This is a genomic window from Enterococcus sp. AZ196, assembly GCF_050498845.1.
In the GTDB taxonomy this organism is placed as follows: Bacteria; Bacillota; Bacilli; order Lactobacillales; family Enterococcaceae; genus Enterococcus_A; species Enterococcus_A murrayae.
The window spans coordinates 550,938-577,302 of record NZ_JBIPAM010000002.1 but is presented as its reverse complement, the minus strand read 5'-3'; the positions used below and the strand labels follow the sequence as shown (position 1 = coordinate 577,302).

General features: G+C 37.5%; 29 protein-coding genes. 1 reads left to right on the top strand and 28 read right to left on the bottom strand.

What is annotated here, in order from left to right:
* Positions 1 to 59: 59 nt before the first annotated feature.
* The 26 genes from IGI67_RS20490 to IGI67_RS20365 all read right to left on the bottom strand — a co-directional run bounded on the left by IGI67_RS20490 (position 60) and on the right by IGI67_RS20365 (position 23,242).
* Positions 60 to 641 (bottom strand): hypothetical protein, encoded by a 582-nt coding sequence (locus IGI67_RS20490; RefSeq protein ID WP_429959079.1) that lies wholly within the window; start codon positions 639 to 641, stop codon positions 60 to 62.
* Between the two features lie 103 nt (positions 642 to 744).
* A complete protein-coding gene (locus tag IGI67_RS20485; RefSeq protein WP_429959078.1) occupies positions 745 to 1,173 on the bottom strand; it encodes a hypothetical protein in 429 nt (142 codons plus the stop codon).
* 404 nt (positions 1,174 to 1,577) lie between these two features.
* Positions 1,578 to 1,859: a hypothetical protein gene (locus tag IGI67_RS20480; protein WP_429959077.1), complete on the bottom strand. Its 282-nt coding sequence runs from the start codon at positions 1,857 to 1,859 to the stop codon at positions 1,578 to 1,580.
* A gap of 71 nt (positions 1,860 to 1,930) precedes the next feature.
* Positions 1,931 to 2,179: a hypothetical protein gene (locus IGI67_RS20475; RefSeq protein WP_429959076.1), complete on the bottom strand. Its 249-nt coding sequence runs from the start codon at positions 2,177 to 2,179 to the stop codon at positions 1,931 to 1,933.
* A 104-nt stretch (positions 2,180 to 2,283) separates the two neighbouring features.
* The gene (locus IGI67_RS20470) at positions 2,284 to 2,586 is read right to left on the bottom strand and encodes a hypothetical protein (protein ID WP_429959075.1); all 303 of its coding nucleotides are present in this window, start codon (positions 2,584 to 2,586) and stop codon (positions 2,284 to 2,286) included.
* 180 nt (positions 2,587 to 2,766) lie between these two features.
* Complete coding sequence (locus tag IGI67_RS20465) at positions 2,767 to 2,994, bottom strand: hypothetical protein (RefSeq protein ID WP_207108943.1); 228 nt, start codon at positions 2,992 to 2,994, stop codon at positions 2,767 to 2,769.
* The gene (locus IGI67_RS20460; protein ID WP_207108942.1) at positions 2,987 to 3,202 is read right to left on the bottom strand and encodes a hypothetical protein; all 216 of its coding nucleotides are present in this window, start codon (positions 3,200 to 3,202) and stop codon (positions 2,987 to 2,989) included. The genes IGI67_RS20465 and IGI67_RS20460 overlap by 8 nt, the downstream gene beginning before the upstream one ends.
* A 265-nt stretch (positions 3,203 to 3,467) precedes the next feature.
* Entirely contained in the window at positions 3,468 to 4,217 is a 750-nt protein-coding gene (locus IGI67_RS20455; RefSeq protein WP_429959074.1) for a hypothetical protein, read from the bottom strand.
* A gap of 489 nt (positions 4,218 to 4,706) precedes the next feature.
* A complete protein-coding gene (locus IGI67_RS20450; RefSeq protein WP_429959073.1) occupies positions 4,707 to 5,315 on the bottom strand; it encodes a hypothetical protein in 609 nt (202 codons plus the stop codon).
* Positions 5,316 to 5,727: 412 nt separating this feature from the next.
* Positions 5,728 to 6,942, bottom strand: a complete 1,215-nt coding sequence (locus tag IGI67_RS20445; RefSeq protein WP_429959072.1) for a hypothetical protein — start codon at positions 6,940 to 6,942, stop codon at positions 5,728 to 5,730.
* 183 nt (positions 6,943 to 7,125) lie between these two features.
* Complete coding sequence (locus IGI67_RS20440; protein ID WP_429959071.1) at positions 7,126 to 7,719, bottom strand: DUF805 domain-containing protein; 594 nt, start codon at positions 7,717 to 7,719, stop codon at positions 7,126 to 7,128.
* 442 nt (positions 7,720 to 8,161) lie between these two features.
* The gene (locus IGI67_RS20435; protein ID WP_429959070.1) at positions 8,162 to 8,887 is read right to left on the bottom strand and encodes a hypothetical protein; all 726 of its coding nucleotides are present in this window, start codon (positions 8,885 to 8,887) and stop codon (positions 8,162 to 8,164) included.
* A 391-nt stretch (positions 8,888 to 9,278) separates the two neighbouring features.
* Positions 9,279 to 10,025, bottom strand: coding sequence for a DeoR/GlpR family DNA-binding transcription regulator (locus tag IGI67_RS20430; protein ID WP_429959069.1), 747 nt, complete (start codon positions 10,023 to 10,025; stop codon positions 9,279 to 9,281).
* Between the two features lie 291 nt (positions 10,026 to 10,316).
* The gene (tnpA, locus tag IGI67_RS20425; protein WP_429956540.1) at positions 10,317 to 10,787 is read right to left on the bottom strand and encodes an IS200/IS605 family transposase; all 471 of its coding nucleotides are present in this window, start codon (positions 10,785 to 10,787) and stop codon (positions 10,317 to 10,319) included.
* 191 nt (positions 10,788 to 10,978) lie between these two features.
* Entirely contained in the window at positions 10,979 to 11,419 is a 441-nt protein-coding gene (gene rpiB, locus IGI67_RS20420; RefSeq protein ID WP_207107341.1) for a ribose 5-phosphate isomerase B, read from the bottom strand.
* Positions 11,420 to 12,082, bottom strand: a complete 663-nt coding sequence (gene rpe, locus IGI67_RS20415; RefSeq protein ID WP_429959068.1) for a ribulose-phosphate 3-epimerase — start codon at positions 12,080 to 12,082, stop codon at positions 11,420 to 11,422.
* A 25-nt stretch (positions 12,083 to 12,107) separates the two neighbouring features.
* Positions 12,108 to 12,569 (bottom strand): PTS sugar transporter subunit IIA, encoded by a 462-nt coding sequence (locus IGI67_RS20410; RefSeq protein WP_429959067.1) that lies wholly within the window; start codon positions 12,567 to 12,569, stop codon positions 12,108 to 12,110.
* Positions 12,570 to 12,584: 15 nt separating this feature from the next.
* A complete protein-coding gene (locus IGI67_RS20405; RefSeq protein WP_429959066.1) occupies positions 12,585 to 13,958 on the bottom strand; it encodes a PTS transporter subunit EIIC in 1,374 nt (457 codons plus the stop codon).
* A 24-nt stretch (positions 13,959 to 13,982) separates the two neighbouring features.
* A complete protein-coding gene (locus IGI67_RS20400; RefSeq protein WP_429959065.1) occupies positions 13,983 to 14,921 on the bottom strand; it encodes a sugar phosphate isomerase/epimerase family protein in 939 nt (312 codons plus the stop codon).
* 272 nt (positions 14,922 to 15,193) lie between these two features.
* Positions 15,194 to 16,249 (bottom strand): S-methyl-5-thioribose-1-phosphate isomerase, encoded by a 1,056-nt coding sequence (locus IGI67_RS20395; protein WP_429959064.1) that lies wholly within the window; start codon positions 16,247 to 16,249, stop codon positions 15,194 to 15,196.
* Complete coding sequence (gene mtnK, locus IGI67_RS20390; protein ID WP_429959063.1) at positions 16,250 to 17,470, bottom strand: S-methyl-5-thioribose kinase; 1,221 nt, start codon at positions 17,468 to 17,470, stop codon at positions 16,250 to 16,252.
* A 22-nt stretch (positions 17,471 to 17,492) separates the two neighbouring features.
* Positions 17,493 to 18,662 carry an iron-containing alcohol dehydrogenase gene (locus IGI67_RS20385; RefSeq protein ID WP_207107348.1) on the bottom strand — a complete coding sequence of 390 codons (1,170 nt, stop codon included), beginning with the start codon at positions 18,660 to 18,662 and terminating at the stop codon, positions 17,493 to 17,495.
* Positions 18,663 to 18,752: 90 nt separating this feature from the next.
* On the bottom strand, positions 18,753 to 19,406 hold the full coding sequence (locus tag IGI67_RS20380; RefSeq protein WP_207107349.1) for an L-fuculose-phosphate aldolase: 654 nt from the start codon (positions 19,404 to 19,406) through the stop codon (positions 18,753 to 18,755).
* 2 nt (positions 19,407 to 19,408) lie between these two features.
* Positions 19,409 to 20,875 carry an FGGY-family carbohydrate kinase gene (locus tag IGI67_RS20375; protein ID WP_429959062.1) on the bottom strand — a complete coding sequence of 489 codons (1,467 nt, stop codon included), beginning with the start codon at positions 20,873 to 20,875 and terminating at the stop codon, positions 19,409 to 19,411.
* Positions 20,872 to 21,843, bottom strand: coding sequence for an NAD(P)-dependent oxidoreductase (locus tag IGI67_RS20370; protein WP_429959061.1), 972 nt, complete (start codon positions 21,841 to 21,843; stop codon positions 20,872 to 20,874). Before IGI67_RS20370 ends, IGI67_RS20375 begins: the two co-directional genes overlap by 4 nt.
* A gap of 31 nt (positions 21,844 to 21,874) precedes the next feature.
* Positions 21,875 to 23,242, bottom strand: coding sequence for a Na+/H+ antiporter NhaC family protein (locus IGI67_RS20365; RefSeq protein WP_429959060.1), 1,368 nt, complete (start codon positions 23,240 to 23,242; stop codon positions 21,875 to 21,877).
* A 218-nt stretch (positions 23,243 to 23,460) separates the two neighbouring features.
* Between IGI67_RS20365 and IGI67_RS20360 the strand changes: the two genes are divergently transcribed.
* Positions 23,461 to 24,222 carry a DeoR/GlpR family DNA-binding transcription regulator gene (locus IGI67_RS20360; protein WP_429959059.1) on the top strand — a complete coding sequence of 254 codons (762 nt, stop codon included), beginning with the start codon at positions 23,461 to 23,463 and terminating at the stop codon, positions 24,220 to 24,222.
* Between the two features lie 105 nt (positions 24,223 to 24,327).
* On the opposite strand, the gene IGI67_RS20355 is transcribed toward IGI67_RS20360, so the two are convergent.
* Both IGI67_RS20355 and IGI67_RS20350 read right to left on the bottom strand, forming a co-directional pair.
* On the bottom strand, positions 24,328 to 25,275 hold the full coding sequence (locus IGI67_RS20355; RefSeq protein ID WP_207107354.1) for a sugar-binding transcriptional regulator: 948 nt from the start codon (positions 25,273 to 25,275) through the stop codon (positions 24,328 to 24,330).
* Positions 25,276 to 25,369: 94 nt separating this feature from the next.
* Positions 25,370 to 26,329 (bottom strand): sugar-binding transcriptional regulator, encoded by a 960-nt coding sequence (locus IGI67_RS20350; protein ID WP_429959058.1) that lies wholly within the window; start codon positions 26,327 to 26,329, stop codon positions 25,370 to 25,372.
* Positions 26,330 to 26,365: the final 36 nt, after the last annotated feature.

Here is a 26,365-nt window from a genome sequence, read left to right as displayed (position 1 = left end):
ACTCAAATGATCAAATAAAAGGTGCCGGTCCAAAGCCGACACCTTTTCCTTTATTTTCACTATACTGGTTCTGGTTGTTCCTCTGCCATTTTAAGTAAACTGGCCGCTTCCTTCAGCTTTTCCCGATTGTCGTCAAAGCGACTTTGAGTGGTCGATGCGTAGACCTGAACATAATTTTGCTCAGCCTCTAAAAGGTAGATCAAAGCTTTGATCTTTGCTCCTTCTCTATCGGATGCTACTACCAATTCAACTCCAGACATTCCTTGAGCCTCAACAGGATTTCCTTGCTCGACAACCTGATCACCCAAATCTTCATAGGTATTGATGATCGCGTTTTGATAGCTTGCTAAATCAGTATAATCTGCTTTATTTTCTATGAGCAAACTTACTCCTTCTTTGCTTGAACTAACAAATAAGTCTGAATTTTCATCCTGACGTTTTTGCCATCTTTTAGGCAAAGTATAGTGAAACAACTCACCATTTTCTGCTTTTACTTCTAATACTTTTCCCTTCTCAATTTTTGACTCGCTTTTTTGTACCTTTTGCGTTTTTTGAGTTTCTTCGACAGCCTCTTTATCCTCCGGCGCACAGCCACTGACCACCAACAATAACAATCCTAAAACAACAAGTTTCTTTATCATTTTTTTCTCCTTTACAGATAATTTATTATAGATATTCTTCGCAGAACTACTTCTTAACAAACCAACACTTATCCTTGATACCATTTCTTCAATGTTCTACCTTCTAAAACGGATGTTCATCTACTATTTCGCATTTCAAACTCTTACTCGCAATGATTATTGGTGCTGTTTCAAAATCTTCCGCATTGATTTTGAAAATATAGTTTCCTAGTTCAACTTGATATTTATTAATGATCATTTGTTTTTCAACTCCACTCACAAGCTCTATGAAGGGTTTTGAGTCGTCTAAATGCCAAGTTAACAAAGTCGAAATATAAAAGGGTATGCCAAAATCTATATTTATAGCAAAATCATTGTATGAAGTATCTATCCTACCCGCAGCAACAATATTTCCAGCATTCATTCTCGCAAATTCAAAATCCATCCATAAACACTTATCCAAATAACGATTGATTTTGTTCAGTTCCTTTTCAATTTCTTCCCTATTCACTATCTTCTCCTTTAAACCTGCCACCTTACTCAATCCATTCATCTTTTTCACCATTCCATGTAATAAAGCCTTCAGTCCAATGATCTCGATCTATTTCATATTCATAGCTGTGTTGAAGCAAATATACTTTCATATCGTCATACTCCCTAATAGTTTCATCATTGGAACGAGCTTCTTAAACTAGCTCTGCACAACTTGTACTCTTCCTTCTCATAAATGAGTTATAAAAAAATGAGGTTTAATAATCACCTCAAAATTTGGGCTTATTTACTAACTCGAAATAGTATTATTTCCATCAATAAGTATAAATATCAAAGGAAATTGGTGTTCTAATTTTATTCAAAAATTCTATGGTTTCAATTTCTAAACCTACCTCCGGCATACCTGTTAATTCAGCATGAATAAGCACTTGTACCGATTTTTCTATAGATTTTTCTTCGAATGTTTCAGCAAATATTGATATTTTTGGAACTAAAAATAGCTATTAGGTTTTTCAATGCATCATCTATATTCGTACACCTTTCATATTCTATACTCCACACCCATTCATTTCTTGGTTTCATTTGTTCTGGCAGATTAGAATTTTCTTTTATACTATCTGGCCAATCTTCTACGCCTCGTTCCTTGCTGGGCCTCACTTGAAGAAAATCCGTTATACACGTTGTTTTTATCTTCTTGCTGGACAATGCAACGGATACTTCAACTATGGGAAATTTTGTGTAGTCCATCCTCGTTCTCCCTTATGCCATTCTCTGTAATATCCTGAAAGAATATACACTTTTTATTCCTAACTAACGATTTAATCCGATGTCGATTTTTTCCTAAAATAAAAATAATTCACGAAAAGTCCCTTATAAGTAAATATTTCTTTTATCTCTTTTTGATTATTATTTTCTATACAGCTAATTACGTACGGGGTTAAAACATCTCCATAAACAGTATGAGAACCAGTACTATTCCCTTCTTGCCAACTAACTTCTTGCATATAAGCATTATTAAGGTTTGGGAATGTTTTTATCAATAATAAATTCAATTCTTTACTTGTCATTGTCACTGCCCCCTTCTTAACGATTCACCAAATCTCTACTTTAACTCCGAAAGAGCTTGCGAGTTTTGTTTCAATTTGACTAAGGAGCAAAAAAAACAAACACATCAATTCCCTGAAAATCTGGTGATCGATGCAAAGGGCACACTCTCAAATTTAAATATTATGCTTCCCTCATCGAATACTTCTGGGCATTCTTTAACTTTCGAAACCAAGAACATCAATTTTTCTTCAGTAAAAATATGCTTAATATAAATGGGTACGTTTTCAATATTTTGTTCACTTATTAGTATTCTTTGATCATATTCACTTTCAAAAAGTTGAGTTCTCCAATAATCAGATTGACTGATTTCAAGAGCTACATCTTCAATACTAGTTATATATTTTTCACGTAATAGATGATTGTCCATTTTCTACTTCTCCAATTTCTCGATCAGATGACACTTGTTAAACAGAGTCTTGAAAGTTAATAAGTTGTTAAAATACAGCAGGCATAAATCTCCTATATCCACTTCTTCTCCCATTACTTCTAAAAATATTTTTATAAAGTTTCATTCATTTAGCAATTTTAAACGATAGACTATACAGATTTAAAATTCGTTTTGCCAATAGGTTTTACCTATCTCATATTCAAATATTTTAAAACACGTTACTGAATGATCTCTAAAACCTTTAGAATCCTTCATTGTTTCAATGACATCCTTACACTCTTTTCTTGTATTAAAAAAACCTATTCTCTTGCTTTCTCGCCAAGCAACACCGTCGAAGGTTCGATTGTATATATGATACAGCACAAATATCACTTTTGGTTTAGACATATACAAAACCTCCTTCCCATTGGATTTTGCCCATTCTAGCACCACTCACATAAAGATACTCTTCATTGATTCGTTTCTCTTTAATTATTTCTTTCTTGACATTTTTGGCTTCTATTTCTGTTAAGTATATTCCTATGAGATTATATTCTTCCGTTTCAAAATTTCCATGATCAATCTCTTCGTAATACTCTAGTAAATAAATATTCATGTAAAACACCTCCGTTGCCTATATAAGCCAGTAATTCTGTTAGCTCACCTTTATATAATATCAGTTGGTGCTTTGGCTAACTCTTCTAATTCTTGTTGAGAAAACATCGTATACACATCATTTTCATTTACTTCATCATCAGTCTTATTCAACAGCTTTTTTAACCATGTATCATATTTTTCATCTACAATTGCAAAATCATCTGCAACGTTATACGTATCTTTTATTTTTTAATCAGTTATCAATTACTATCGATTTCATTGAGTTATAAATCATGAAGTAGTTGACCTGTTAACCAAAATGACCCCGAGAGGATGCTCTGATCCGTAATTTCTTCAGTCACTAGCTCTGGGTCCATGACCACATCAATTTCTCCTCCCAAGGTCTTGACCTTAGCATAATAGAAAAATTCAGCTGTGTGAGAATTTTTTATTTTTTTAACGGTCAACACTCGCCCACCAAAAATTGCAGTGGAGTCTGGCACAAAATCTGGCTCTTCCTCGCTGAATAGACCGGAAGGAATAAAAAATTCTGTTGCAAATTTTACTCCTCCTTCATTTTCTTGGGCTTGCTTATAGTTCTCCTCATTGGTATAAATGGTCAACTCATGAGCAAAAGCCGCTAGCTGAACCTTTTTAATCACGGGAAAGCTCAGTTCATGCAGAGCGGCATCCGGCATATCAAAGACGAAAGGGTAGGTGAAGCCACCATCTTCACTCGGTTCAGCTTCACCATACATTTGTCCATCCAAAACCGTAGCAGCAGGATTATTGATCTTTTCTGTTAAACGAACAATTGAAACCGCGGTTCCTTTAAAATGCGGATTCAAACCAATCATTTCATTATCCTCGTTTACCTGTCCCCATAACTCAATTCCTTCTCCAAGCGCTAATTTTAAATAAGCCATCTGACCAGCTTTGATTTTCTCTCCAGATTCATAAACGAACTTGGCGTATTCCATAAACTCCTCGTTAGAATTAAGCGGTAATCCAATTGTTGAAAAATGACTGACCATAGCTCCCTCACCCTTTCACTCCATTGATTTTTGTTTTAATTAACTGGTTTATTGCGTTAATGATTATCCCCAAATAAAATATCGATTTTTTCATAAAAGAAAAACAATTCACGAAAAGTCCCTCTTCCTGATGTCAGCGAAATTTTAAAAACAGATTTTTTCTGAGCTTTGCACTATATTCCATCTGTTCTAAACCATACGAAACCATACGAAAAAAACACTAAATGGCTTAAACTCACAATATGATTTAAGCTATTTGGCGTGTATATCCCGAGTTATTAGACATTTGCGAAATGACTAGCCTATTTTCTTCTCCCTGTCATTCTGTTGATCTCAATAAATAATAGTAGAAAAACCAATACTCCTAATAAAAACTTTAAGAGTATTGGTTTTTAATACGTTAAGAACTTTCAACATACATAAAAACTTCTTCGCCAATTCTTGGTAGAACAAGAAAAACTGGTTTCCTATCGAAACGATGCCTTTGTCTTATCCAGCTACAAATGAATTTAACATTTCAGTGACTAAATCATTATTCTTTTCAAAGAATGAAGGTAGCCCTATCACATTAAGAACAACATACTCTGTCTCTGTTTCTAAAAAATAAAAACGAACTTCTGCTTTTACTCCCTCAGTATTCCCGATAAAGCTGTATAATTCACCTGCATAATGAGATGTTTGATACGGTTCTTCTTTGATTGTTTCTTCTTTGATATGGAATTCATCATCAGACTTCATGTCCTCTTTCATTGCTTTTTTAATAGCATCGAAATTCTCGACATCCGTCTTTTTGACACCAGTTACCATCATGTATTCCGCTTTATCTTCGTTTTCAGCGGCAAATGAGAACTCTTCGTCTTCAACGACATCCCATCTATCCACAATTTTCATTTTATAATTCGTTCCCTCAACTTGGAAATCGACGTCCTTTAGTTCAATCTTCTTTTCTGAAGATGATTGAACGGTCGTAGAGCTAGAAGCCTCTGTCGTAGAGGCCGACTTAACATTTTTCTCTGATTCACTCGTTTCCTTTGCTCCATCGGAACCGCATCCTGCTAAAACCGCTATCATTCCTACAAAAACAACCCATTTTTTCATCCTGTATTCTCCCAACATTCTAATTTTGAACACTCTTTTCGACTTTAGTTATAGTTTACACTAATTCCAAAGTAATTAATAATGTAAAATGTAATTTTTATAAAAATAAAACCAAAAAAACTATTTATTCGTCATATTTGCTTTTGGAATAAAGAACTATTCTCTTTATCTATTTTCTAGTAATACCAACATCCATTGATTGCATGCATTAGTCTGAATCTGTCTCAGTTTGACTTGTCATTTTTAATGTCAACTTTTACTCTCTTTTATTAATCCGAAAATTTTCCGCAAGAAAACGCATTCTCTTTTTGTTAGCGTTATCACTTTATGCTGACTAAGTCCACAAAGAAAATGCAAGCCCAATGAGCTCTTGCAATATTTTCAGAATCGTACAATACCAAGATTAGGTTGTTTATGAGAAATAAGCTATTGCAACCAAAACAATCATTAAAATGGCAAACATGATTAAGGATCTTCTATCTTCGGCTTTATCCAAATCGTCGACTTTATTGACTATTTGAGAGGTATCTATTTCATCAGATAAAGTCCCCTGTTTCATCATCCGCTCCCCTAACCAATGAGCTAATTGAATTTCCCTTTCTTGATCACCTAATGTATGCGAGTTCGCAAAAAACTTTTCCCCGTTTTTCAAAGTATCTAAAGCTTCCGAAAGATTTTTTTCTCTATAATAAAGAAAAGCTGCTCTTAATCGAGGAACTATCGGATCTTCTAACTGCAAGATTGTTCGAAATTTTTTATCTTGCCAAATCTCTTCAATTCGTGGATCATCAGGATGAAAAATCAAGAGATAAAACAAAAATTCTGCTTTAACTTTGGTTCGATAAATTGGAGCGACCTTATCTAGTTGCTGCCAAAGACTTTCCAGTTCCAGCTCAAGCTTATCCCATTGTTCTGTATCAAAAAAATAGGATACCCGCAATAGATCATGACTATCATCAAGATGTGTGCGCATAGAACCCGTTTCTATTTTCTCAAAATATTGCCTCGGCATCTCAGTAAATACCAGACCTTTATTAAGTAATTGGTTCACTTTCAACTCCAAATAGAGTAAATAGCGATATTCTTTCTGTTGCGAAGCCAGCAACAAAGTTTTACCATCGTTATGCTCCGCGGGAATCCCATTAATTATAGCAAAATCAAGTCCCACACAAGAAAAGATTAATGTAACCCATGACAGATCAAAAGCCACTAGAACAAAAATACTCACAAGCAAATTCAACAGCACGCCACCTGACAGATACCAACGAAACGGCCATTCATTTTCACTATAATCTGGCGGTGCCATTAAGCACTGTCCATCCGCGCTCGCATTAAAATATTGTTTGAAAGCTATTTTGCCATCCGATTGCCAGATCCACATAAGTGTATATATCCGAAAGCTGTTCATTCTGTAGCCCGTCAATTTGCCGAAAAGCGCATGTCCAGCTTCGTGGATAATCACTTGTAGGCCAGCTAAAAGAGCAAAACTGGGTAATAACCATACAAGATCATAAATACCGAAATATCCATCATAGACACTGCCGATTTGCACCGTCGTTAAAAAATACCACATTAATAAAGTGACTCCTATCGAAAGCCCCCACCGTATAACATTTAAAATTTTCATTTTCCCCCACCTTTGTAACATCGATAAAATATTTTCACCCTAAAAAGTTAAAATGTACCAAATTATTCTCGTCTTCTACTTATTTCATGTTTTCCATTTGAAATCAACGTGTGTCTTTAATAGAGAAAACTTTTATGATTGATTCTCCTTTCCACTTTCAACTTCACGAATCTAACTATCATTCTATTGCAGGTCCTTCGTTCTCAGAAAAAAGGTCACTAATTTATTTTTGCTACTAGTAGTTAAAAAGTCTGAAGGAAGAAGAGTTAAAATAAAAAAGAATAGTCCGATAATATAATTCATATACACAAAAATCACATCCGCTCCAGACCGATAAGAAAAATAGATCAATGATATATTAAGAAAAAAATCCATTGAAGCGAATAGCGTTGATAATAAAGAAACGATCCATAATACGAAAAAACCTCGCCCTCTTAACCCAGCATCCCGACAGCGTCTTGCATGCAAAGCTAGCGTCGGAATAAAAAGAAATAATAGATAAATGACCAGTACACCAATTGTTAACATCAGCAAATTATTCGTTCCATAATCCAAAGCCAGTTCATCGTCAACACCTTGAATCATCATATTTATCATAACGGCAATTTGATAACCTACGACGGGAATTAAAAAGAGTGACAGAATAAGAAAACCAACCATAACCCACCAATAACCCGCTCTAGTTGTCTTCCCTTTAAAATCAAAATAGCCAATAAAAAAGTGCTTTATTGCTGGTGCAAATCCTACATAAACAACATCCTTATTAATCTTTATCAATGCATAACTCCTTTATTTTTTTTAATAATTGTTTCCTTGGCTTCAACAGTTTGAGTCCAACGGAAATTCTTACTGTTACTTGTCGCTAGTGTAAAAATCTTATTGTTTACAGCAAAAATACTATTATTACCAAAACAATCATCATCAAAATGAAAATTATTAAAGAGTTTCTTTCTTCATATACATTTAAGTTGATACAGTAAGTCTAGCAGTCGGTGAAAGAGAAACGAGACGCTTTAGTATATGACGCTTACCGATTTATTTGCTTAAACTGCCCTAAATAAAGGTTCAATTGCTTCTCACAGAAAAAAGTCGAAGAAGCTGATTTCTCTTCGATTTTTCTTTGTATGACTCAAAAACAACTTCAATTCCTTTAGTCGTCGTCGCTGCAGTGAACATAGTCTAAAAGCTATTCCCAACAGTTACAATTGAAAACCCTAAATTATCTTAAAAATAGATTGTTCTCATTTGCAATTTTTTCATAAAGTTTTTTATCTATATCATTATCAATAATAATTGGTAGACTCAGGTCATAATTGGAGACTAAAATCATAGGATGTGAGTTAAAGTATAAACTGTTCCATATTTTTTCTCGAAGAAAGCCTTTGATAAATAGTTTTAAAAGATTTATATTTCCAATCTTATATATATAATTATCACCATTATTTAATACATCGATTTGATTCACATAAATTAGTCTATCTATCTTATCTAATCCCTCGCATTGTCTATCCATTACTTTAGTTATCTTACCTTTATCATCTTCACCTCCCAAATCTATATAAGCTTCGTTATCATTTATTTCAAATACTCTTTCAAAAAAAGATAAATACTTATTTTCTTGACTTAGTCTGAAGTATTCATTTGACAATAGATTAAGTCTCGGGTCACCTATCTGCATAGTTTTATTAAATACATCTAATATGGCACTTTTTTTACGCCTTGTCGCTTCAACGATTAATTCATGATAATCTGTTGCATCGAAAAATAATTTATAAATCTCATTATCAAAACTGTTTGATGAAAAATCCATTTTTTCCAATTCAGGGATCTTCCCATCCTGAATGTTAATCTCTAATTCGTTGCCCATCTTCATTATAGGTTCCTTCTCTCTTATCCTTTTCGAAATCTCTTTTATTTTTATATTCTTTCCATGAACTTCCACCATGACTTGTCCCAGCTTTATCAGTAAACAGCATTACCCATGTCGTTTTCTTTCCACCGTGATTTAGTGAAGTATGACCATCTATTTTTCTCTTTTCAATCTACACTTTATAATAAATATTATCTAGTATCAGGGTAAGGTTACAAAACAACAAAGTCAACGAATAAATATCTTTTTATATTATTTAATTAGATAAATATCATATAAATACTTAGTAATGAAAAAAATCACTGAAAAACGCTATTTAACATCACATGTTCACCCCTTCTACCATAGCTCTGATCGCAAAAAAATCATGATCCGAAATTGGGATCATGATTTTTTCTCTATCATTCATTAAAATCTAAACCTAAGCCTGATTCCTTTGTGTATTCTTAGCTTGTTTTTTAATAAATTACGTCTGATCTGGGCTGATTATCTTCGTAATCTCACCAATTTTTTCATCATATGCGTCAGAAATAATAATTACATTTTCAGTACTAAAAGCCTTAACTGCAGCCACTTTATCATATTTCGAGCTGTCACACAGTAAGTATGCTTTCTTTGCATTATTCAGTATTTCTTGCTTTTTATTTGCCTCGACTAAATTTGGGGTGCTGACGCCCTTCTCTGCGTCGATACCATTAGCTCCCAAAAATGCTTTCTGAAAATTAAAAGTTTGAATATTAGAATCAGTCAATGGGCCATTCAGTGAAGAAATTACCGGATTGTATCTTCCTCCTAAGAGAACAATTTCTGCTTGAGTCTCTTGTTGAATACTGAAAACACTTGTATTTGTAGTTATGATGGTAATCTTTCGGTTAATAATCTTATTTAGTAAAGCAGTACATGTCGAACCGGAATCTAAATAAATGACGTCTCCTTCATGAATCAGTTCAGCAGCTAAGGCGGCGATTTTTTCCTTTTCCTTCGAATGTAAGGAAGATTTTGTTGCGATAGACATTTCAGATGTTATCGAACAGATTTTGAATGCACCGCCAGATAACATCTCTATTCTTCCTGCTTTTTCTAGCTCTTTCAAATCTCTTCTCAATGTCGACATAGACACTTCAGGTAAGATACTATGTAATTTTTCAATTTTAATTACTTCTTCTGAATTCAGTGCTTCTAATATTTTCTCTTGTCTTTCATAAGGTATCATGAAGAACCTCCATAACTTGTGAATATCCAATTTATTCACTTTTTTTCAAATTATATCATACTGTTTCTGCTTTTATCATTCTTCTTTTTTGTTCCTTAAAAAATACCTCCTATACAGTTGTCTATTTACTCTAGCAACAATGAGAAGCTCCTAAACTGTCCTAAAAGCATGAAGTAACCCATCCACCCGTGAAAACGGGTGGCTTTTTAACACCTCTAGAAGAGGTCCCCACTCACGTACTCCATAAATGGAGCTTCCCAAAAGACCGCCAACCGCTCGGCGCTCGCTACTTTATTTCTTTTTCTTACTCTTGAATGGATCAACGTATTCTCGTTTACTTATACTATCTCGAATACGATCATCTGATTCCTGCTCTCTTATATATTTTGCGATTGTCTTTTGATTCAACCCCACTGTACTTACGTAATATCCTTTAGACCAGAAACTTTTATTCCCATATTTATAGACTAAGTTTCCATGCTGCTCATGGATCAGAGTCGCACTTCTGCCTTTTAAAAATCCCATGAACTGAGAAATGCTTATTTTCGGTGGAACTCTTACTAACATGTGGATATGATCTGGCATTGCATGAGCTTCGATGATTTCTACTTCTTTCATCTCACAAAGTTTACGCAAAATTCTTCCGATATCTTTTCTTAACTCACCATAAATTACTTTTCTTCTGTATTTTGGTGTGAACACGATGTGGTACTTACAATTCCAGCGTGTATGTGATAAACTTTTGTCGTCATTTGATGGCATAGAAAAACTCCTTTCGATAAAATGAGCGGTTGGTAGCCACTTAGTAGTATATCGAAAGGAGTTTTTAACGCTAAAGCTCTTTCGTCCACGCGTAGAAACGCGCGGTTTTTTTGTTTCACTCGCTAACACGAGCGAAACTGACTGAAGTCATTAAAAAGATGCAAAACGAATTTGCACCTTCTTTCCCAGCCTTATAAGTTTTCTAATTGACTAATTTGGTCAACTCTCTTTTTATGTCGTCCACCTTCAAACTCAGCTTCAAGCCATTCTTGAGTAATCATTTTGGCCAGCTCTGGTCCAACTACCCGTGAACCGAAGGCTAAAATATTGGTATTATTATGCTCTTTCGAAAGCTTTGCGCTATAGGGATCGCTACAAACCACAGCTCGTATTCCTTTTACTTTGTTTGCGGCGATAGAAATTCCGACACCAGTGCCGCAAATTAGTATTCCTAAATCGCAATTTTTAGACACTACAGCTTCAGCAACGGCTTGCGCATAATCAGGATAATTCACACGCGAATTACTTTTCGTCCCAAAATCTTGTACTGAATGGCCAAGAGCTTCTAAAAATTCTACGATACTCGGTTTTAATTCTATTCCTACGTGATCACACCCAATTGCTAATTTCATTTATACTCCATCTCCCAATTTATACTTGGATACAAGTGCTTTATAGGATTCCTCTTTCCCAAACAGAGCGGATGTCCCTAAAACAAATCCATCTACTCCAATTTCCCCCAATTCTCGTATCTTTTTCGCTGAAATTGCTCCATCAACCATCAATTGATAATGATGATTACTCTTCAGAGAAGCCAGTCGTTTGATTTTACTTTCAACATGATTCAAATACAATTGACCTGAAAAACCAGGATTAACCGTCATAACCATAATATAATCAATCATTGGCAATAACTCTTCAATTACACTTATGCTTGTTCCGGGATTGATGGCAATGCCAACTCTCTTCTGCTTCTTTTTGATTTTATCAATTGTCCGTGTCGGGTGTTGATCGGCTTCTGGATGGAAATAAATGATATCAATCCCCATATCGGAAAACTTCTCCACATATTCTCCAGGATTATCAATCATTAGATGAATATCTACTAATTTGTTTGTTAGCTTACGTATTATTTCTACATCCTGCAGGCCCATTCCAAAATTTGGAACAAAGCTTCCATCCATAATATCAAGATGAAAAATATCTATCCCGGCCCTATCCAAGGTTTCAACCTCGGCTTCTAAATTTGAAAAATCTGCACACATCATAGAAGGACATATTAGTTTATTACTCAAAGGAATCACTCCCAATCATTAATTACTATTTAACAACACCGATTGTTTGACCTCTGTTCGCCTGACCTTCTTCAAGCTCTAAGTTATTTTTACCTAAATTTGTAAAGACAACTATGACATCCGTATCTTTACCTTCATTTTCCAAAAAATCAAAATCGACTTCTGCTAATAAAGTATCAAAAGCAACCTTTTCTCCTACCTCGACCTTAATCGTAAATCCCGAACCATTTAATTCTACGGTATCGATTCCAATATGAACTAAAATTTCCAAGCCATTCTTCGATCTCAAGGAAATCGCATGCTTTGTAGGAAAAATCGCTATCACAGTTCCTTCAACAGGCGCAGTAATAAAACCTTCGTCTGGTTCTACTGCAAAGCCGTCCCCTAAAGCTTTTGTAGAAAACATTTCATCATTAACTTTATCTATTGATTTAACGAGGCCTTTTGCAGGAGAATAAACTAAACATCTTTTTTTAAATAAATTCATCTCATTCCCAGCTTTCTACACTAATTTTTCGTCCTTGTTGGTAAAAATGAAAGCTAACACTGCAGAAACAATTAGCGAAATTAGTAAACCAATCATCGCTTGAATAAAGTTCGATGAATTCTTTTCAACATAGGCCGGAAAAGTAGTTACACTCCCAAAAACAAAAGCATTTGTCACAACCTTCATTAAACCCAGATAGGCTCCACCAACTGCTCCGCCAATAATTTGTGCTAAGAAAAGCTTCTTATTCTTAACGAGCAAACCAAACAAAGTCGCTTCGATGATTGCTGACAATGCGATCGTGACCAATCCAGTCAAGGCAAAACCACGTAATTTCTTGTCTCTTGCTTTGAAATAAACACCGATTGTTGTCCCAATTACTGCAAAGTTACAAGCAAAGGTAAACGGAACAATGTAGTCAAAACCATACGTAGAGATATTATTGATCATAATTGGATTGACTGCCCAATGGATTCCTAAGCTCACAAGCACACTCCAACCACCACCGATAAGAATACCTGTTAAAATACTGCTGCGTTCAATCAGCCAGTTAACAACATTCGCAACGGCTTCACCGCTATAAACTCCGATTGGCCCAATCACAATGACAGTTAATGGAATCATAATCGCCAATGACACTAGTGGAATAATAACTAATTTCAAAGTTTCTGGAACCCTTGCATCTAAAAATTTATAAAGGTATGAAAATGCCCAAATTGAAAGAATGATTGGAACAACCGTCGAATTATAATTCATCAGAACAACCGGAATTCCAAGAAAATCAGTTGTCGCACCATTCCCAGCATTTCCCATAAGTCCAATAAAGTCTGGGTTAATCAGTGCTGCCCCAATCAATGCAGAGATGTATGGACTTGCACCAAAACGTCGTGCAGAAGTAAACGCTAACAAGACTGGCAAGAAATAAAACACACTCATAGATGAAACATAAAGAATTGAATAGGTACCGCTTCCTTCGCTGATCAAACCAAGCTGTACACATAAAATTAATAGACCGCGTAATATCCCTGAGCCAGCCAAAGCCGGTAAAATCGGTGCGAATATTGCTGAAACGGCTGAAAAAATATTACTAATAATATTTCCAGAAGAAACTTCTTCGCCTCCAACCTTTTCAGCATTTCCTTCCCCCTTAACTAATGGTTCAAACTCATCATAAAGTTTCCCGACTTCTGTACCAATCAAAAGCTGATATTGTCCTGCTTTGTTGATGACGTTGATCACGCCGTCGATATTCTCGACAGCCTGATCATCAGCTTTTGAAGTGTCTTTCAAGGTCAAGCGTAAACGAGTCGCGCAGTGAGTCATGTTTCGAACGTTTTCAGATCCGCCAATATTTTCTAAGATACTTTTCGCCATTACTTTGTAGTCCATTTTATCCACTTCCTTTTTATAGTCTTATTTACTTGTTGCTGACCAAAAATCAATCATCAATTGATTTGCTTCAATTGCGTCATTTTTATCAATAATTGTTTGAATATGATCGAGGCCTACCGTATCGATTATTTCAGCCAACAGCTTGATCATTTTCATGTTTTGCTCACACTCTTTTGAAGCATGTTCAATAATTGGGAACGTATCAAAATAGATAGCTCCATCATAATTATTTTTTTTCATATAGTATAAGAACTCTAACGTTTTGATTGGCGTTGCCGAGCCGATCATCAGTCCATCATCGTTTAAGCCATAGCCATCATTAAGATGGACACCATAAAGCTTTCCTTGGTTTCCAAAAATATCTGCAGCAAAAGCCGGATTTTCATGCTTCATCAACATATGACAATAATCTAGCGTTACACCGACATTCTTACGATTAATTTCATTTAGAAGCATCCCAGCTACACCCATACTGTCAATAAAGGCATAGGCTCGTGGTTGAAATGGTTTGTATTCGATGCTGATCTGTAAACCTGGTGCATAATCCGCGATTTCAATAAATGCGTCTCTAATTTGATTCCAAACCTTCTGATAATTGATTTGAAAGCTATAATCGAAACCATCAAAGCCCAACCAAATTGTCACTACGTTACCACCTGCATCCCGACAATAATCCGCCGCCGCCTTACATAGTCTCAGTGCGCTTTCAGCGATGCTAGAATCAGCATTTCCTAGCTCACCATTGATAAATTCATTTCTGAATCGTAATGCTACACCATTTAATTTCAAGTTGTTTTTGGCAAGCTGTTCTTTCATGTGGAATGCATCGATTCCTTCTACATGTTCTGGATAATTCAAATCGACATAGCCTAATCCTAGTTTATTAAATGCTTCAAATACAGTATTCAAATCATTGTCATACGTGGATAAGAACGAATTGATTCGTGTAGCCAATTTCATAATGATCCTCCTCGTTTGTTTTGTACAACCAAAGAATACCACGAATCAAAATCATTTACAATCACAATTTTCCATTTTATTTCAAATTATTCCACATTTTTCCATAACTGAGATTTACTAAGCACTCCTTCGTCTTATGAAAATATATTCAGTGAACAAAAAAAGCATGATCAACGATGTCAGCCTCACATCTGTTAATCATGCTTCAAAAAAACGATTATAAATGTATTATCAATCAAAGTATCTCCATTTATTTGGAATGCACCCTGTTGTTAATAAAATTGATTCTCAGTATTTTCCTTAAAATAATTTTTCAGGTCATATGGTGAATACAGTCCTTGATCTGTTACCACAGCGCCAATCAATTCTGGCGGTGTTACATCAAATGATGGGTAAATGGCATTTACTCCCTGTAATGTATGCTTGATGCCATTTAGCTCCATTACCTGCTCGGGATTACGCATCTCGATTTTGATATCTGCGCGGTCTTTTTTGTCAGCATCTGGAATCCCTGTTACAAAATAGGGCACTCCGAAATGGTTTGCCAGCAAAGCCATTTGATAGGTTCCGACTTTATTGGCGATATGCCCATCTAAAGCAATGCTGTCGGCTGCTGAAGTGAACAAGTCAATGGTCTGAGAACTAAGCAGATAGGCGATCATATTATCCGAGACGACTGTCGTCTCAAATCCCATTTCTGCGCAGCAGCTTGCGGTCAAGCGAGCCCCCTGCAGGTATGGACGCGTTTCAGCACAGAAAAAGCGCAGCTGCTTTTGTTGTTCGATTGCTTCTCTCAGCAGCATACCAATAATCGTTTCGCCGAAGCATTGCGTTAGTACAGCACCATTTTCGGGAAGTTTAGCGATCAAATACTTCGCCACCTTGTTCATCGTGTAATATCGGCGATTTAATGAATCAATTGTATTTTTTTTGATCGCCTCGGTTGGGTCTTCATCCTTTTTTATAGCAGCCTTGGCGACCTGAACACATTTTTCAGTGATCAGCCGCATACGGTTCGCTGTCGTTGGTCGTGCGGTTGAGATGACTTCACTTGCCTGCTCCAAATAAGTAAGCTGTTCGGCAACTGGCAAGGCCCTACTTTGATAACTAGCAAGTGCCATCCCCATTCCAGCGGCGGTATAAGGTCCGGCACTCTGAGTTACCATATCTGTAATCGCTTGTGCTACTTCCTGATAGGTTGTACATTCTACAAAGCGTGTTTCTCTAGGGTAGATTCGTCTATCCAAAATCCGGACTTTTCCCTGTTCATACCACGCGACATTTTCATATTTTAAAAGTGTGGGCATTGTATAATCTTGACGTTCCATTTATATTCCACCCTTACATTTATTAAACGCATCAACTAATCCTTGCCCGGTAGTAATCACGCGACGGTCTTTGATCAGCTGAATACCGCAGTTAATCAACAATCGTTCTGCCTCAATTTTTCTTTCTGGGGAGATCAACGACAGCTCTTTGACCTTTGAATCCCCTACTACCCGCCGAATGATTTCAGTTCCTGCATAACCCAAAGAATCCGCCATCACTTCTGAAATATATTGTTTCTTAAACGCGTCATTCTGATAAAGCTTGGATTGGACCAGCTCATCGTAGACACGTCCAAATTTTTCCTGAACCTTATCAAAGATTTCTCTGATGCTGGATAGTAACCATTCATCAAAAGGCGCCTCTGCAGCATTTCTTGTTAAATCTAAGACAAGCGGGAAATACATGTGTGCCAATACATTCCCGATGTCATACCCCATCGGTCCATAGAAGGCAAACTCAGGATCGATGATCTTTGTGCCTGATTGATTAATGAAGATAGAGCCGGTATGCAGATCGCCATGGATCAATGCCTGCGCGTTGTTCATATAATTGTTGCGCAGCCATGCGACTTCCATCTGCAATGCTTGATCGCTATATAAATGTTCTTCTACAAATTCTTCATTGCCTGGCGTGATGATGTTTTGCTTTTTATAATCATCAAAAGGCTCCGTCAAAACTAAATTCTCACTAATGTCGCACATATCGATATTGGTGAAGGCGTCGACTCTTCTTTTTTTCGTTCCGCTATCCAAGACCAAATCAGTAGTAGGTATCAATACTTTCGCTAGAAAATCAGAGATTTCTTCACTAAAGCTGGGGAATATTTTTTGATCGATCAGCTCGTAACGCATGTTTTTGTACTCAGAGATGTTTTCCATCGTCACTGCTGCCATCGTTTCATTGTAATCAAACACTTCTGGTATATATTCAGGCGCCAGCTCATGTTGGATTCTTAATATTTCTGCCTCAATCCGATTTCTAGACAGATCCAGCAAGCGGCCGGAGGAGCGTAAATATTTATCCGCTTGTTTCACTACAACGGATTTTTTTGTTACTGTATCTGTTACCAGATGGACATAATTAATATTTCCATCACCGATTTCTGATACCGCCAAGTTGTCCGCATGTTCAAACAGCTCTAAATGATTGACGATGTACTCCTTGATATCGTCCTCCTTCATCAAAAAATGCTCTTTAAAAGATCGTTTACTATTCATCATTTTCTATCCCTCGATCACTTTTTTATCGTGCCAATTCCAAGATTTTGACAATATCTGAACTATTCAGAGGTTTTAGATGCCCCACCGTTTGAGCATCGTTTTTCGTTGCTCGATCAGCCATCGCTTTAAAATGTGTGTCGTCAATCCCCGCTTCCGTCAAGTTGGTTTTCATTCCCAATTCAACAAAGAAATCCTTGGTCTTTTCAATCGCTCGATCAATAATCTCCTGATCAGAATAAATGACAGAATCAATACCAAAAACACGGATTCCATATTTAACAAATGGTTCTGGGTAGAAACTGCTCACATATTTCATCCAAGCTAGAGTAACGATGACCATCCCCTCGCCATGAACGATTCCGTATTGTCCACTTAATTCATGCTCAATTCGATGAGAGCCCCAGTCAGGTTCTCGGCCCAATTCCAAGCTGTTGTTGTGAGCAATAATGGCGGTCAAGGACATTTCTGCGCGTAAGTCATAATTTTCTAAATCGTTGATCAGTTTCACGCCATTTACTATAGTAGACTTCATCGCACCTTCTAGTAAAAAGTCTGTCACATCGGTATGCGGGACGTTGCTAAAATACCTTTCAAGCAAATGGGATAGGATGTCCGCAGTGCCCACTCCTGTATAGTATTTGGGCAGCTTTAACGTAAATTCAGGGTTGACGATTGAGAATTTTGGAATAATTATTTCACTTTCAACACCCAATTTGTATTCATCATTAGAAACGATCGTTGCTGGAGACATTTCTGAGCCAGAGGAGGCCACAGTAGAAATAGCTCCAATCGGCAAGGCTTCCGTCACTTCTTTTTTGCCGATAAAGAAGTCCCATGCATCTCCATCATACAAGCTTCCTAAAGCAGTCGCTTTAGCGGTATCAATCACACTGCCTCCGCCAACAGCTAAGATAAAGTCGATGTCGTGTTCCTTTACAAATCTGCTTAATTCATTGATCAGCGACAGTGCTGGATTTGGCACGACATTGCCGTTTTCAAAATACTGGATCTCATATTTTTCCAGTTCTCGATGGAGCGTCTCTGCAATTCCGAGCGTTTCATAATACTCTCCGCTGAACAAAATTAGAACCTTTTTTGTGCAACTCCACTTGTTAATCATTTCTCCAACATGCTGTTCTTCGTTTTTCCCAAAATAGATGTTTGCTGGATTGTAGTAATTGAAATTTAACATGATACTCCTCCTTACAAATGAGTAAAATCAAGACCGATGAGTCTACATCCACTTATCGGCCTTGTCGTTTATTTTCTTAAACCTAATGTTTTAGACTTCTTGCTCTACTTGCCCATAGGTTCCAAATTTCTCAACAACTACCTCCATTTGTTCTTCATTTAACAGAACGGGCTTTCCGATTGATTCTGCCCGAATTTTCAATTTTGCTAAGAATTCGATGTCCTTGGCAACAGAAAAGGCCTCTGCACAATTCGAACCAATCGCAAGCACACCATGATTCCCTAACAAGATACCGTTGTTATTGCCCATTACTCGGTAAGCTTCATCCGCCAACTCCTGAGTTCCAAATGTTTTATAGTCACAACAGCGAACCTTGTCGCCTACAGAGCCGATAATATAGTGTAACGGCTCAATTTCTTGTAACAAGCAGGAAATTGCCGTAGCATAATCTGAATGAGTATGAACCACTGAATTCACATAATCGGTTTTTTGATAGAAAATACAGTGCATATGATACTCACTTGAAGGTTTGCGTGTGCCTTCTAGCACGTTGCCAGCTAAATCTAAAACGACAATATCTTCTGGTTGTGTTTCATTATAAGGAATACCGCTTGGACTGATCAGCATCACATTGTCCTCTCGAATAAAAATCGAGATATTCCCACCAGTTCCCGTCGTTAACTTTTCCGTAATCAATTTTTTCCCAAATTCTACGATCTGTTGTCTTTCCGCCATATACTTCATGTTTAAAATGCTCCAATCTCTTTTTTACTATTAATTTGTTCTCTGTACATTAACCATCGCTCCAGCTTTTCTCGCAAATACTCATTGTTACTATTGGGTTCGTATTCATGCAGGATCGCCCGCTCCTTCATGGATGAATCCGCTGAAAAACAAACCCGCGCCGCACCAATAATGGAGGCTTCATCGTAATTTTCCTTTAAGAGCAGCTTCTTTTCGGTTAAATCTGCAATCATTTGACACAACGTCTCCATGCGCAGCCCGCCGCCTGCACCAACAATGAAAGCTGCTGTAGTCTGACTTAATACCTCGTTCTGACGAATTTTAAAAGCAATCGAAAACGCGATATCCGCAACTATGGCATGAATAAAATCCTCATAAACAATCTCCTGACTAAATGGCACATCCATCAAAAATCCGCCACTGGAAAAAGCCACATTTTTATAAGGAGATTGGGTGGTGAAGCTGGCCAAGCATTTCAAATGATGATAATTTTTTTCAATGTACTGATTGATCTTCTGATACGAGGTGTCCTTCACCAGACTGTCCATGATCTGCTGGAGATTCAAGCCTGTTACACCAGGATTTGTCTCAATCTGATAGCCCTCACCAGCCAAATTGCAGCTGCACCAAAAATTAAATTCTTTGTTTTTCTCAAAATCAGGGATTTGCGCTTGATATTTCACTACAGGTGATGAGGTCCCCGAGATCAACCCGATCTCATCTTCGGCTAGATCAATACCTTGAGCGGCTAATTGTGTATCTGCTCCGCCAACGACATATACGCATTCTTGACCCAAATCGAATTGATCTTTGATTTTTTCTGCTATTTTATGTCTTGCTCCTGTTTTGGTTACCGGCGGCAGTACAGACAGCTCGATCCCAAAAGCATCACACAGCTTCTGATCCCATTTCTTCGTATAGATATTGAATAATTGAGTCTCACTGGCCTGAGAGTACTCCATTTCAATCTGCTCTGTAAAAAGATAGCCGATCCAGTCACTTATGCTGATTACATAGTCGATCGATTGGAACAGCTCTGCTCGTTTTTGCTTCAATCCATAAAGCTTCATCGCGCCAAAATCTTCTGTTAATGGCCGTCCAGTATATTTTTCGATATATTCGCGCTCTGGAATGTCCTTCAGCCAATCTTTTCCCCGATTGTCGATATTGGGCAGGCCATAATAATCCTGCCCTTTTCCATCGATCAACACGAAGGACTCTCTTGCGGCGGAGGAGCTTACATACTTTATCGATACTCCTTTTGATTCACTCAGCACCTCGTGAATTAGTTGAAAAATCGTCTGCTTTAATTCTTCGGGTAAAAAATATTTGGCATCCTTATAGCGATTATCCAAATGATAGTTATTTTTTACTCCCTTGATAGTTACCAGCGTTCCCTCACTTGTGATGACTGCTACTCGAGTACTTCCAGTTCCTATATCAATAATTAACGCTGCTTCCTGGCTCATAGTCGATCACCTGCTACCGCTGCTTGCTCATTCAAATAATCTATAATTCTTTGTGTAATGATCTCTGAATGATGATCGACCACTTGGTGTGAAGCCCCATAAATATGCGGCGTTAGTAAAATATTCGGAATATCAGCCACCTTGCTATCCGATTCCAACGGCGGCTCCGAATCCAGTACATCCAAGATTGCCCCGCGAATAGCTCCTAAGGCGACTAACTCATAAAGTGCCTCATTGTCGACTACCGCGCTTCTGGAAGAATTAATAAAGAGACTATCCTTTTTAATGAGACTGAGCAGCTCTCGATCAATCATCCTTTTAGTGGTATCAGTGACCGGCAGATGGATACTGATGTAATCAGACGTAGAAAATAGTTCCTCTAAACCAACCTTCCGATACTCTGTTGAGCCCGTTACAAAAGGATCATAAAACGAGATTTCTACATTAAACCCTTGAAGCAGCTTCGCGATGTTTCTAGCCACCGCTCCGAAGCCTACAAAGCCAATCTTTGACTTGTAAATCTCATTTCCCATCCATAAATGATAGGGGGTCGTGCCGGGCTTCCACTGCTTCTCTTTCGTCCACTTGACTGAATCAACCAGATTTCTCTCATAGGCGATCAAAGTACTGACCCACATTTCAGCAACCGCATTAGCATTTCGAGCAGGAGTACACAACACTGGAATCTTATATTTCTCACAAGCCTTTACATCAATATTTTCTGGCGATGCTCGACAGTCCCCAATAAATTTCAAAGCGGCGTATCCCTTTAAAACGGTTTCATTAATCACATCTAGCTCTGTGATTAAGGCATCCGGTCTTTCTGCTAAAAGACAAGCGATCATCTCTTTTTCATAGAACCGTTCTCCGGTATCTGTCCAAGGCATATAAACGACTTCTGTAAATAACGAGTGCAATCTCTCTAAACTTTCATCATTCATCGGTGCTCGTACTAGTAATTTCTTCATCTCGCATCTCCTAATAACCGTTTTTCTGCAGCTAGTTGATCGTATCCACTTCTTTTGTTTCCTCTAGTTGAATATCCGAAGCCTCTGCTTCTTCTGTTCTAACATCCCGTTCATCCTTGATAGTCGGAATTTGCAAAAGAATGGAGACACAGCCGGCTGCGATCATCAGCATGGAATACCAGTTATACGGCATGACACTTACTGGTGATACGCCTGCTAATCCGCCAACAACCAAAAGCTGTCCTGCATATGGAAGCAAGCCATTAAACGCCGATGAAAAAAGATCCAAAATACTCGCTGTCCGAGAGCGGGAAATATTGAAGCGATCAGCGATTCCTCTAGCCAACGGGCCAGCCGCAATAATCGAAATCGTATTATTGGTTGTCGCAATATCAATCAAGCTTACAAGTGCCGCGATTGAAAATTCTGCTCCTCGTTTTGTTTTCACACCTTTTGTCAAGTTGTATAACAGCCAGTCGATTCCTCCAAGATACTTCATCACAGCAACCAATCCACCCACCAAAATAGCGATAATTGCCATATCCTGCATTCCCATCATACCTTCATGAATCGTCTTCATGAATCCTGTCAAACCAAAATCTCCATGTATTAAACCGATTACCAAACCGGACATTACTCCTAAAGTCATTACGTTAATAACATTGATCCCCACCAATGACAACACGATTACGAGTAGATAAGGTAAGATATTTACTAAATTATAGCTATAAGTTCCTCCTGTAATAGCGCTAGTGTCGATCGGCTGCAGCGCAAGAATAATGACATTCACAAGAACCGCTGGAAGTACGATTAAAATATTGGCTTTGAATTTTGATTTCATCGTCACTTCTTGAGTTCTGGTCGCCGCAATCGTTGTATCCGAAATAAATGAAAGATTATCCCCAAACATCGCCCCGCCAACAACAATCCCACATAAAAGAGCCACATTAGATCCAGTCTTCTCAGCAATATCAATGGCGATTGGGGCCAGTGCCGCAACAGTTCCCATTGAAGTACCCATCGCAAAGCTTAATAAACAAGCAATTAGAAAAATTCCCGGTAGAATCATATTGGAAGGTAAAATACTCAGACCAAGATTTGAAACCGAATCGACCGCATGCATCGCATTGGCAACACCATAGAACGCCCCAGCTAACATGAAGATGATTACCATTAGAATCAATGTGTGATCCCCAGCGCCCTTGCAGAAAATCGTTACCTTCTCATCAAAGCTTTTCTTATCATCCTTTTTGTTCATCATTAAAGCGACTGCACATGCGATGGAAATTCCAATCATCAGCGGCATGTTCTCGAAGCTTCCTGTGGATAGCCCAGTAAACATATAGAGTACTAAGAAAATAACCAGAGGCAGCATTCCTTTAAAATTTCCTTTTTCCATTAAAATTCTCCTTTTTTTGGTTTGTTTTTGGGTAAGCGCTTTCCTTGAACTCAATATACAAAGTTTTCCAAAGTAAGTCAATCTTTTTTTCGATATTTCCAAAATAAAACCAAATTACCCAAAACAATCAAAAAGAATACAAATATTATAATATTGATTTTCAATTCTAGGATTGCTATCATAAAGTAGAAGTCTAGCGAAGTGAGGTACATAAAAAAATGCTGAAGTTTGAACGTTTGAGAATTATTGAGAACTTGCTGAATGAAAATGGAAGTGTTTCCACCTCGGAATTAAGCAAAATGTTTGATGTGACGGAGGAAACTGTGCGCAATGATTTAGTAGAGCTGCAAAATGCCAATAAAATCAAGAGAGTTCGCGGAGGGGCTTTTCTGATCGAACCGGTGGATAATGAGGTCCCGATCACTATCCGTACAGAGATGCTTCAGGATGAAAAAAACAGAATTGCCCAAATTGCTTTAGAATACATTCATCCCGGTGACACAATTGCGATCGACTCCTCAACCACAGCTATCAGCTTGGCAAAACTAATCAAGGAAGCCCAGCTATCTGTGACAGTGATTACCAACTCGATTATTAACGGATCGATCCTAATGGATTCAAAGAATGTTAATCTGATCATTCTTGGAGGCACCCTTCGAGGAAAATCCAACTCATTGGTAGGCAACATTACCAATGAATCAATCGGAAAGTATGTTATCAACAAAGCCTTTGTCAGCTGCTCCGGCCTATCGATGCCCGCTGGCCCATCAGATACCAATGAACAAGAAGCCAAAATCAGAGAAAGTATTTTTCTCTCCTCCGAAAAAAACTTCTTGTTAGCGGATAACACTAAGTTCGATTTCCGAACCGTTTACTTGATATCTGATTTTGAATCTATTGACTGCATCATTACAAATCAAAACGTTTCAAAGGAATGGTCAAACTTCCTGACCGAGAAAAAAATTGAGTTACGTTATTAGACCAATACAAACAAGCTCCTAGCAATCAGTCAATCTGATCGCTAGGAGCTTGTTTTGGTGTCTAGGTTTTGTGGTTATTTCCTTATATGATTTCAATCGTAATAATTAATCGTTCAGTAGTTCTCGGCCAGTTTTTTCATCTGTAATTAGAATATTGATCAAACGGCCGGCAAGAGCGGATCTGATGCCGCTGATTTTTTCTTTGCCGCCAGAAACACCTATCCTACGAGGAATTTCTTTCAATTTGTTTAAATCAAATGCAACGACTCGATCATTCCAATCGCATTTCGCTAAATTCCCATGATGATCGATAAAATTATAGCAAATATCTCCAGCAATTTTATCCTGCGAGTATTCTGAACCGACCTTTACTTGGTCAGATAAGTAGGCGCTGGTCAATGTAGAATAGATCGGTGTCCCGCCTATTCCTACTAATGCTATATCTGCAGCTTCTGCTTCATCGAATACGTTTTTGATAAATGATTGTCTGATCAAAATTTCTTTTGCTTCCTTATCATCCAGTGTTATCGGAGCGTGTAATTCAACCGATCGCCCCCCGGACTGTGAAGCAAACAGCTCACAGACTCTGTTAGACTGAATGGTGATGTGCTCCATTCCCATTCCTCCGACCAATGGGACAAACTTAACATTTGGCAATTGATGCTGTTTAGAAAAATTTATCGCCGCTTCATGAACCGTCGTACCCGCGGAGACCCCAACAATATGATCAGACTTTACAATTCTTGAAAGATATTTAGCCGCAGCAATTCCTAATATTTTTACTTGTAGTCCCCGATCGGTGGATTCCACGCAGACAACTTCCTCTAACCGGTATTTCTTTTTCAGCTGTTCCTCTACTCCTCTATAAGGTCTAGCGGAGTCATCATTGATAGTAAATTCAATAATTCCATCTTTTCTGGCCTTTGCTAAAAATTTAGAGACTAAAGACCGGCTAAAATTCATCTTTTGAGCAATTTCTTCCTGGGTATTTCCTTGTTCATAATACAGGGAAGCGATCTCGACCAGTACTCTTTTATCATCAGATAATCCCATTTTTCCCCTCCTAATTAATGAGTAGCTTTGACGGACATGCTTTTAGAAAAAAAGAACGATTGGATTGTTTATCCATCAATCATCGAATAATCATTTATTCGTTTTTATTCTTTCTCTCTAACAAATATTCTGCAAGTACATCCGTTAAGGTGAGGCAGTTTATTATGCTGGATTCAATAGCGGTGAACAATACATCCTTCTTTTCATCTTCGTAACAAATAGCGCATACCTTATCAATTTTGCGAATATCGTGTAAGTTTATTCCAATCACATTTTCATTAATTCGACAATCGACCTCATTGCCATTATCATCAAAGAAACGAGAATTAACATCTCCAACGACATGAACTTCTGCTAATTCACTGATGTCCTTTTGATCAATATACCCAATTTCAGCCATCGTATTGCTTTTGGAAAAAGGGGATGCTATACCTACTAAAGCAAAATCTACTTTCTTGCCGTCCTCCAGTACATCCTTTACTGTTACATTCTCAACCAGGTTCTTTTTAATATCCCGGCTATCCACTAGGGCAGGAACATACAAATATTTACACTTTGCCCGCATTTTTCGAGATAAATCGTGGGCAATTTGATTCGAGTGAACCTCTACTCGATCTGAACCCATGCCTCCAATAAGAGGGATGACTGTTGATTCCGGTTGATTCACGTATGGATATTCATCAACCAATCTTCGCAGGATTCTTCCCCATGAGACACCAATTTTACTCGCTTTAGCAATATCCTTTTTGAAGGAGGAAATTGCCGTTTGAATAATCAACTTCTCAATTTCTTGTTTTTCCAGATAACTAGTGTCTAGTACTGCTACTCGTTTGAGTCCAAAGACCTTTTGCAATTTTAATTCTAATTGCACGGAGTAGGCGCTTGAGCTGTTGATATTGATGTCCACAATCCCTTTGCTTCGAGCATCAACTAAGTATTTTGATACTAATTGCCTAGAAATCCCCAATTGTTTGGCAATATCCGATTGCTTCATATCCTCTTTGTAATACATTGTTGCTACTCTAACTAAATCACGATCGTCTTGAATATCCATTATTGACCTCCTAAGCAAAAAACTCCCTAAATGAAA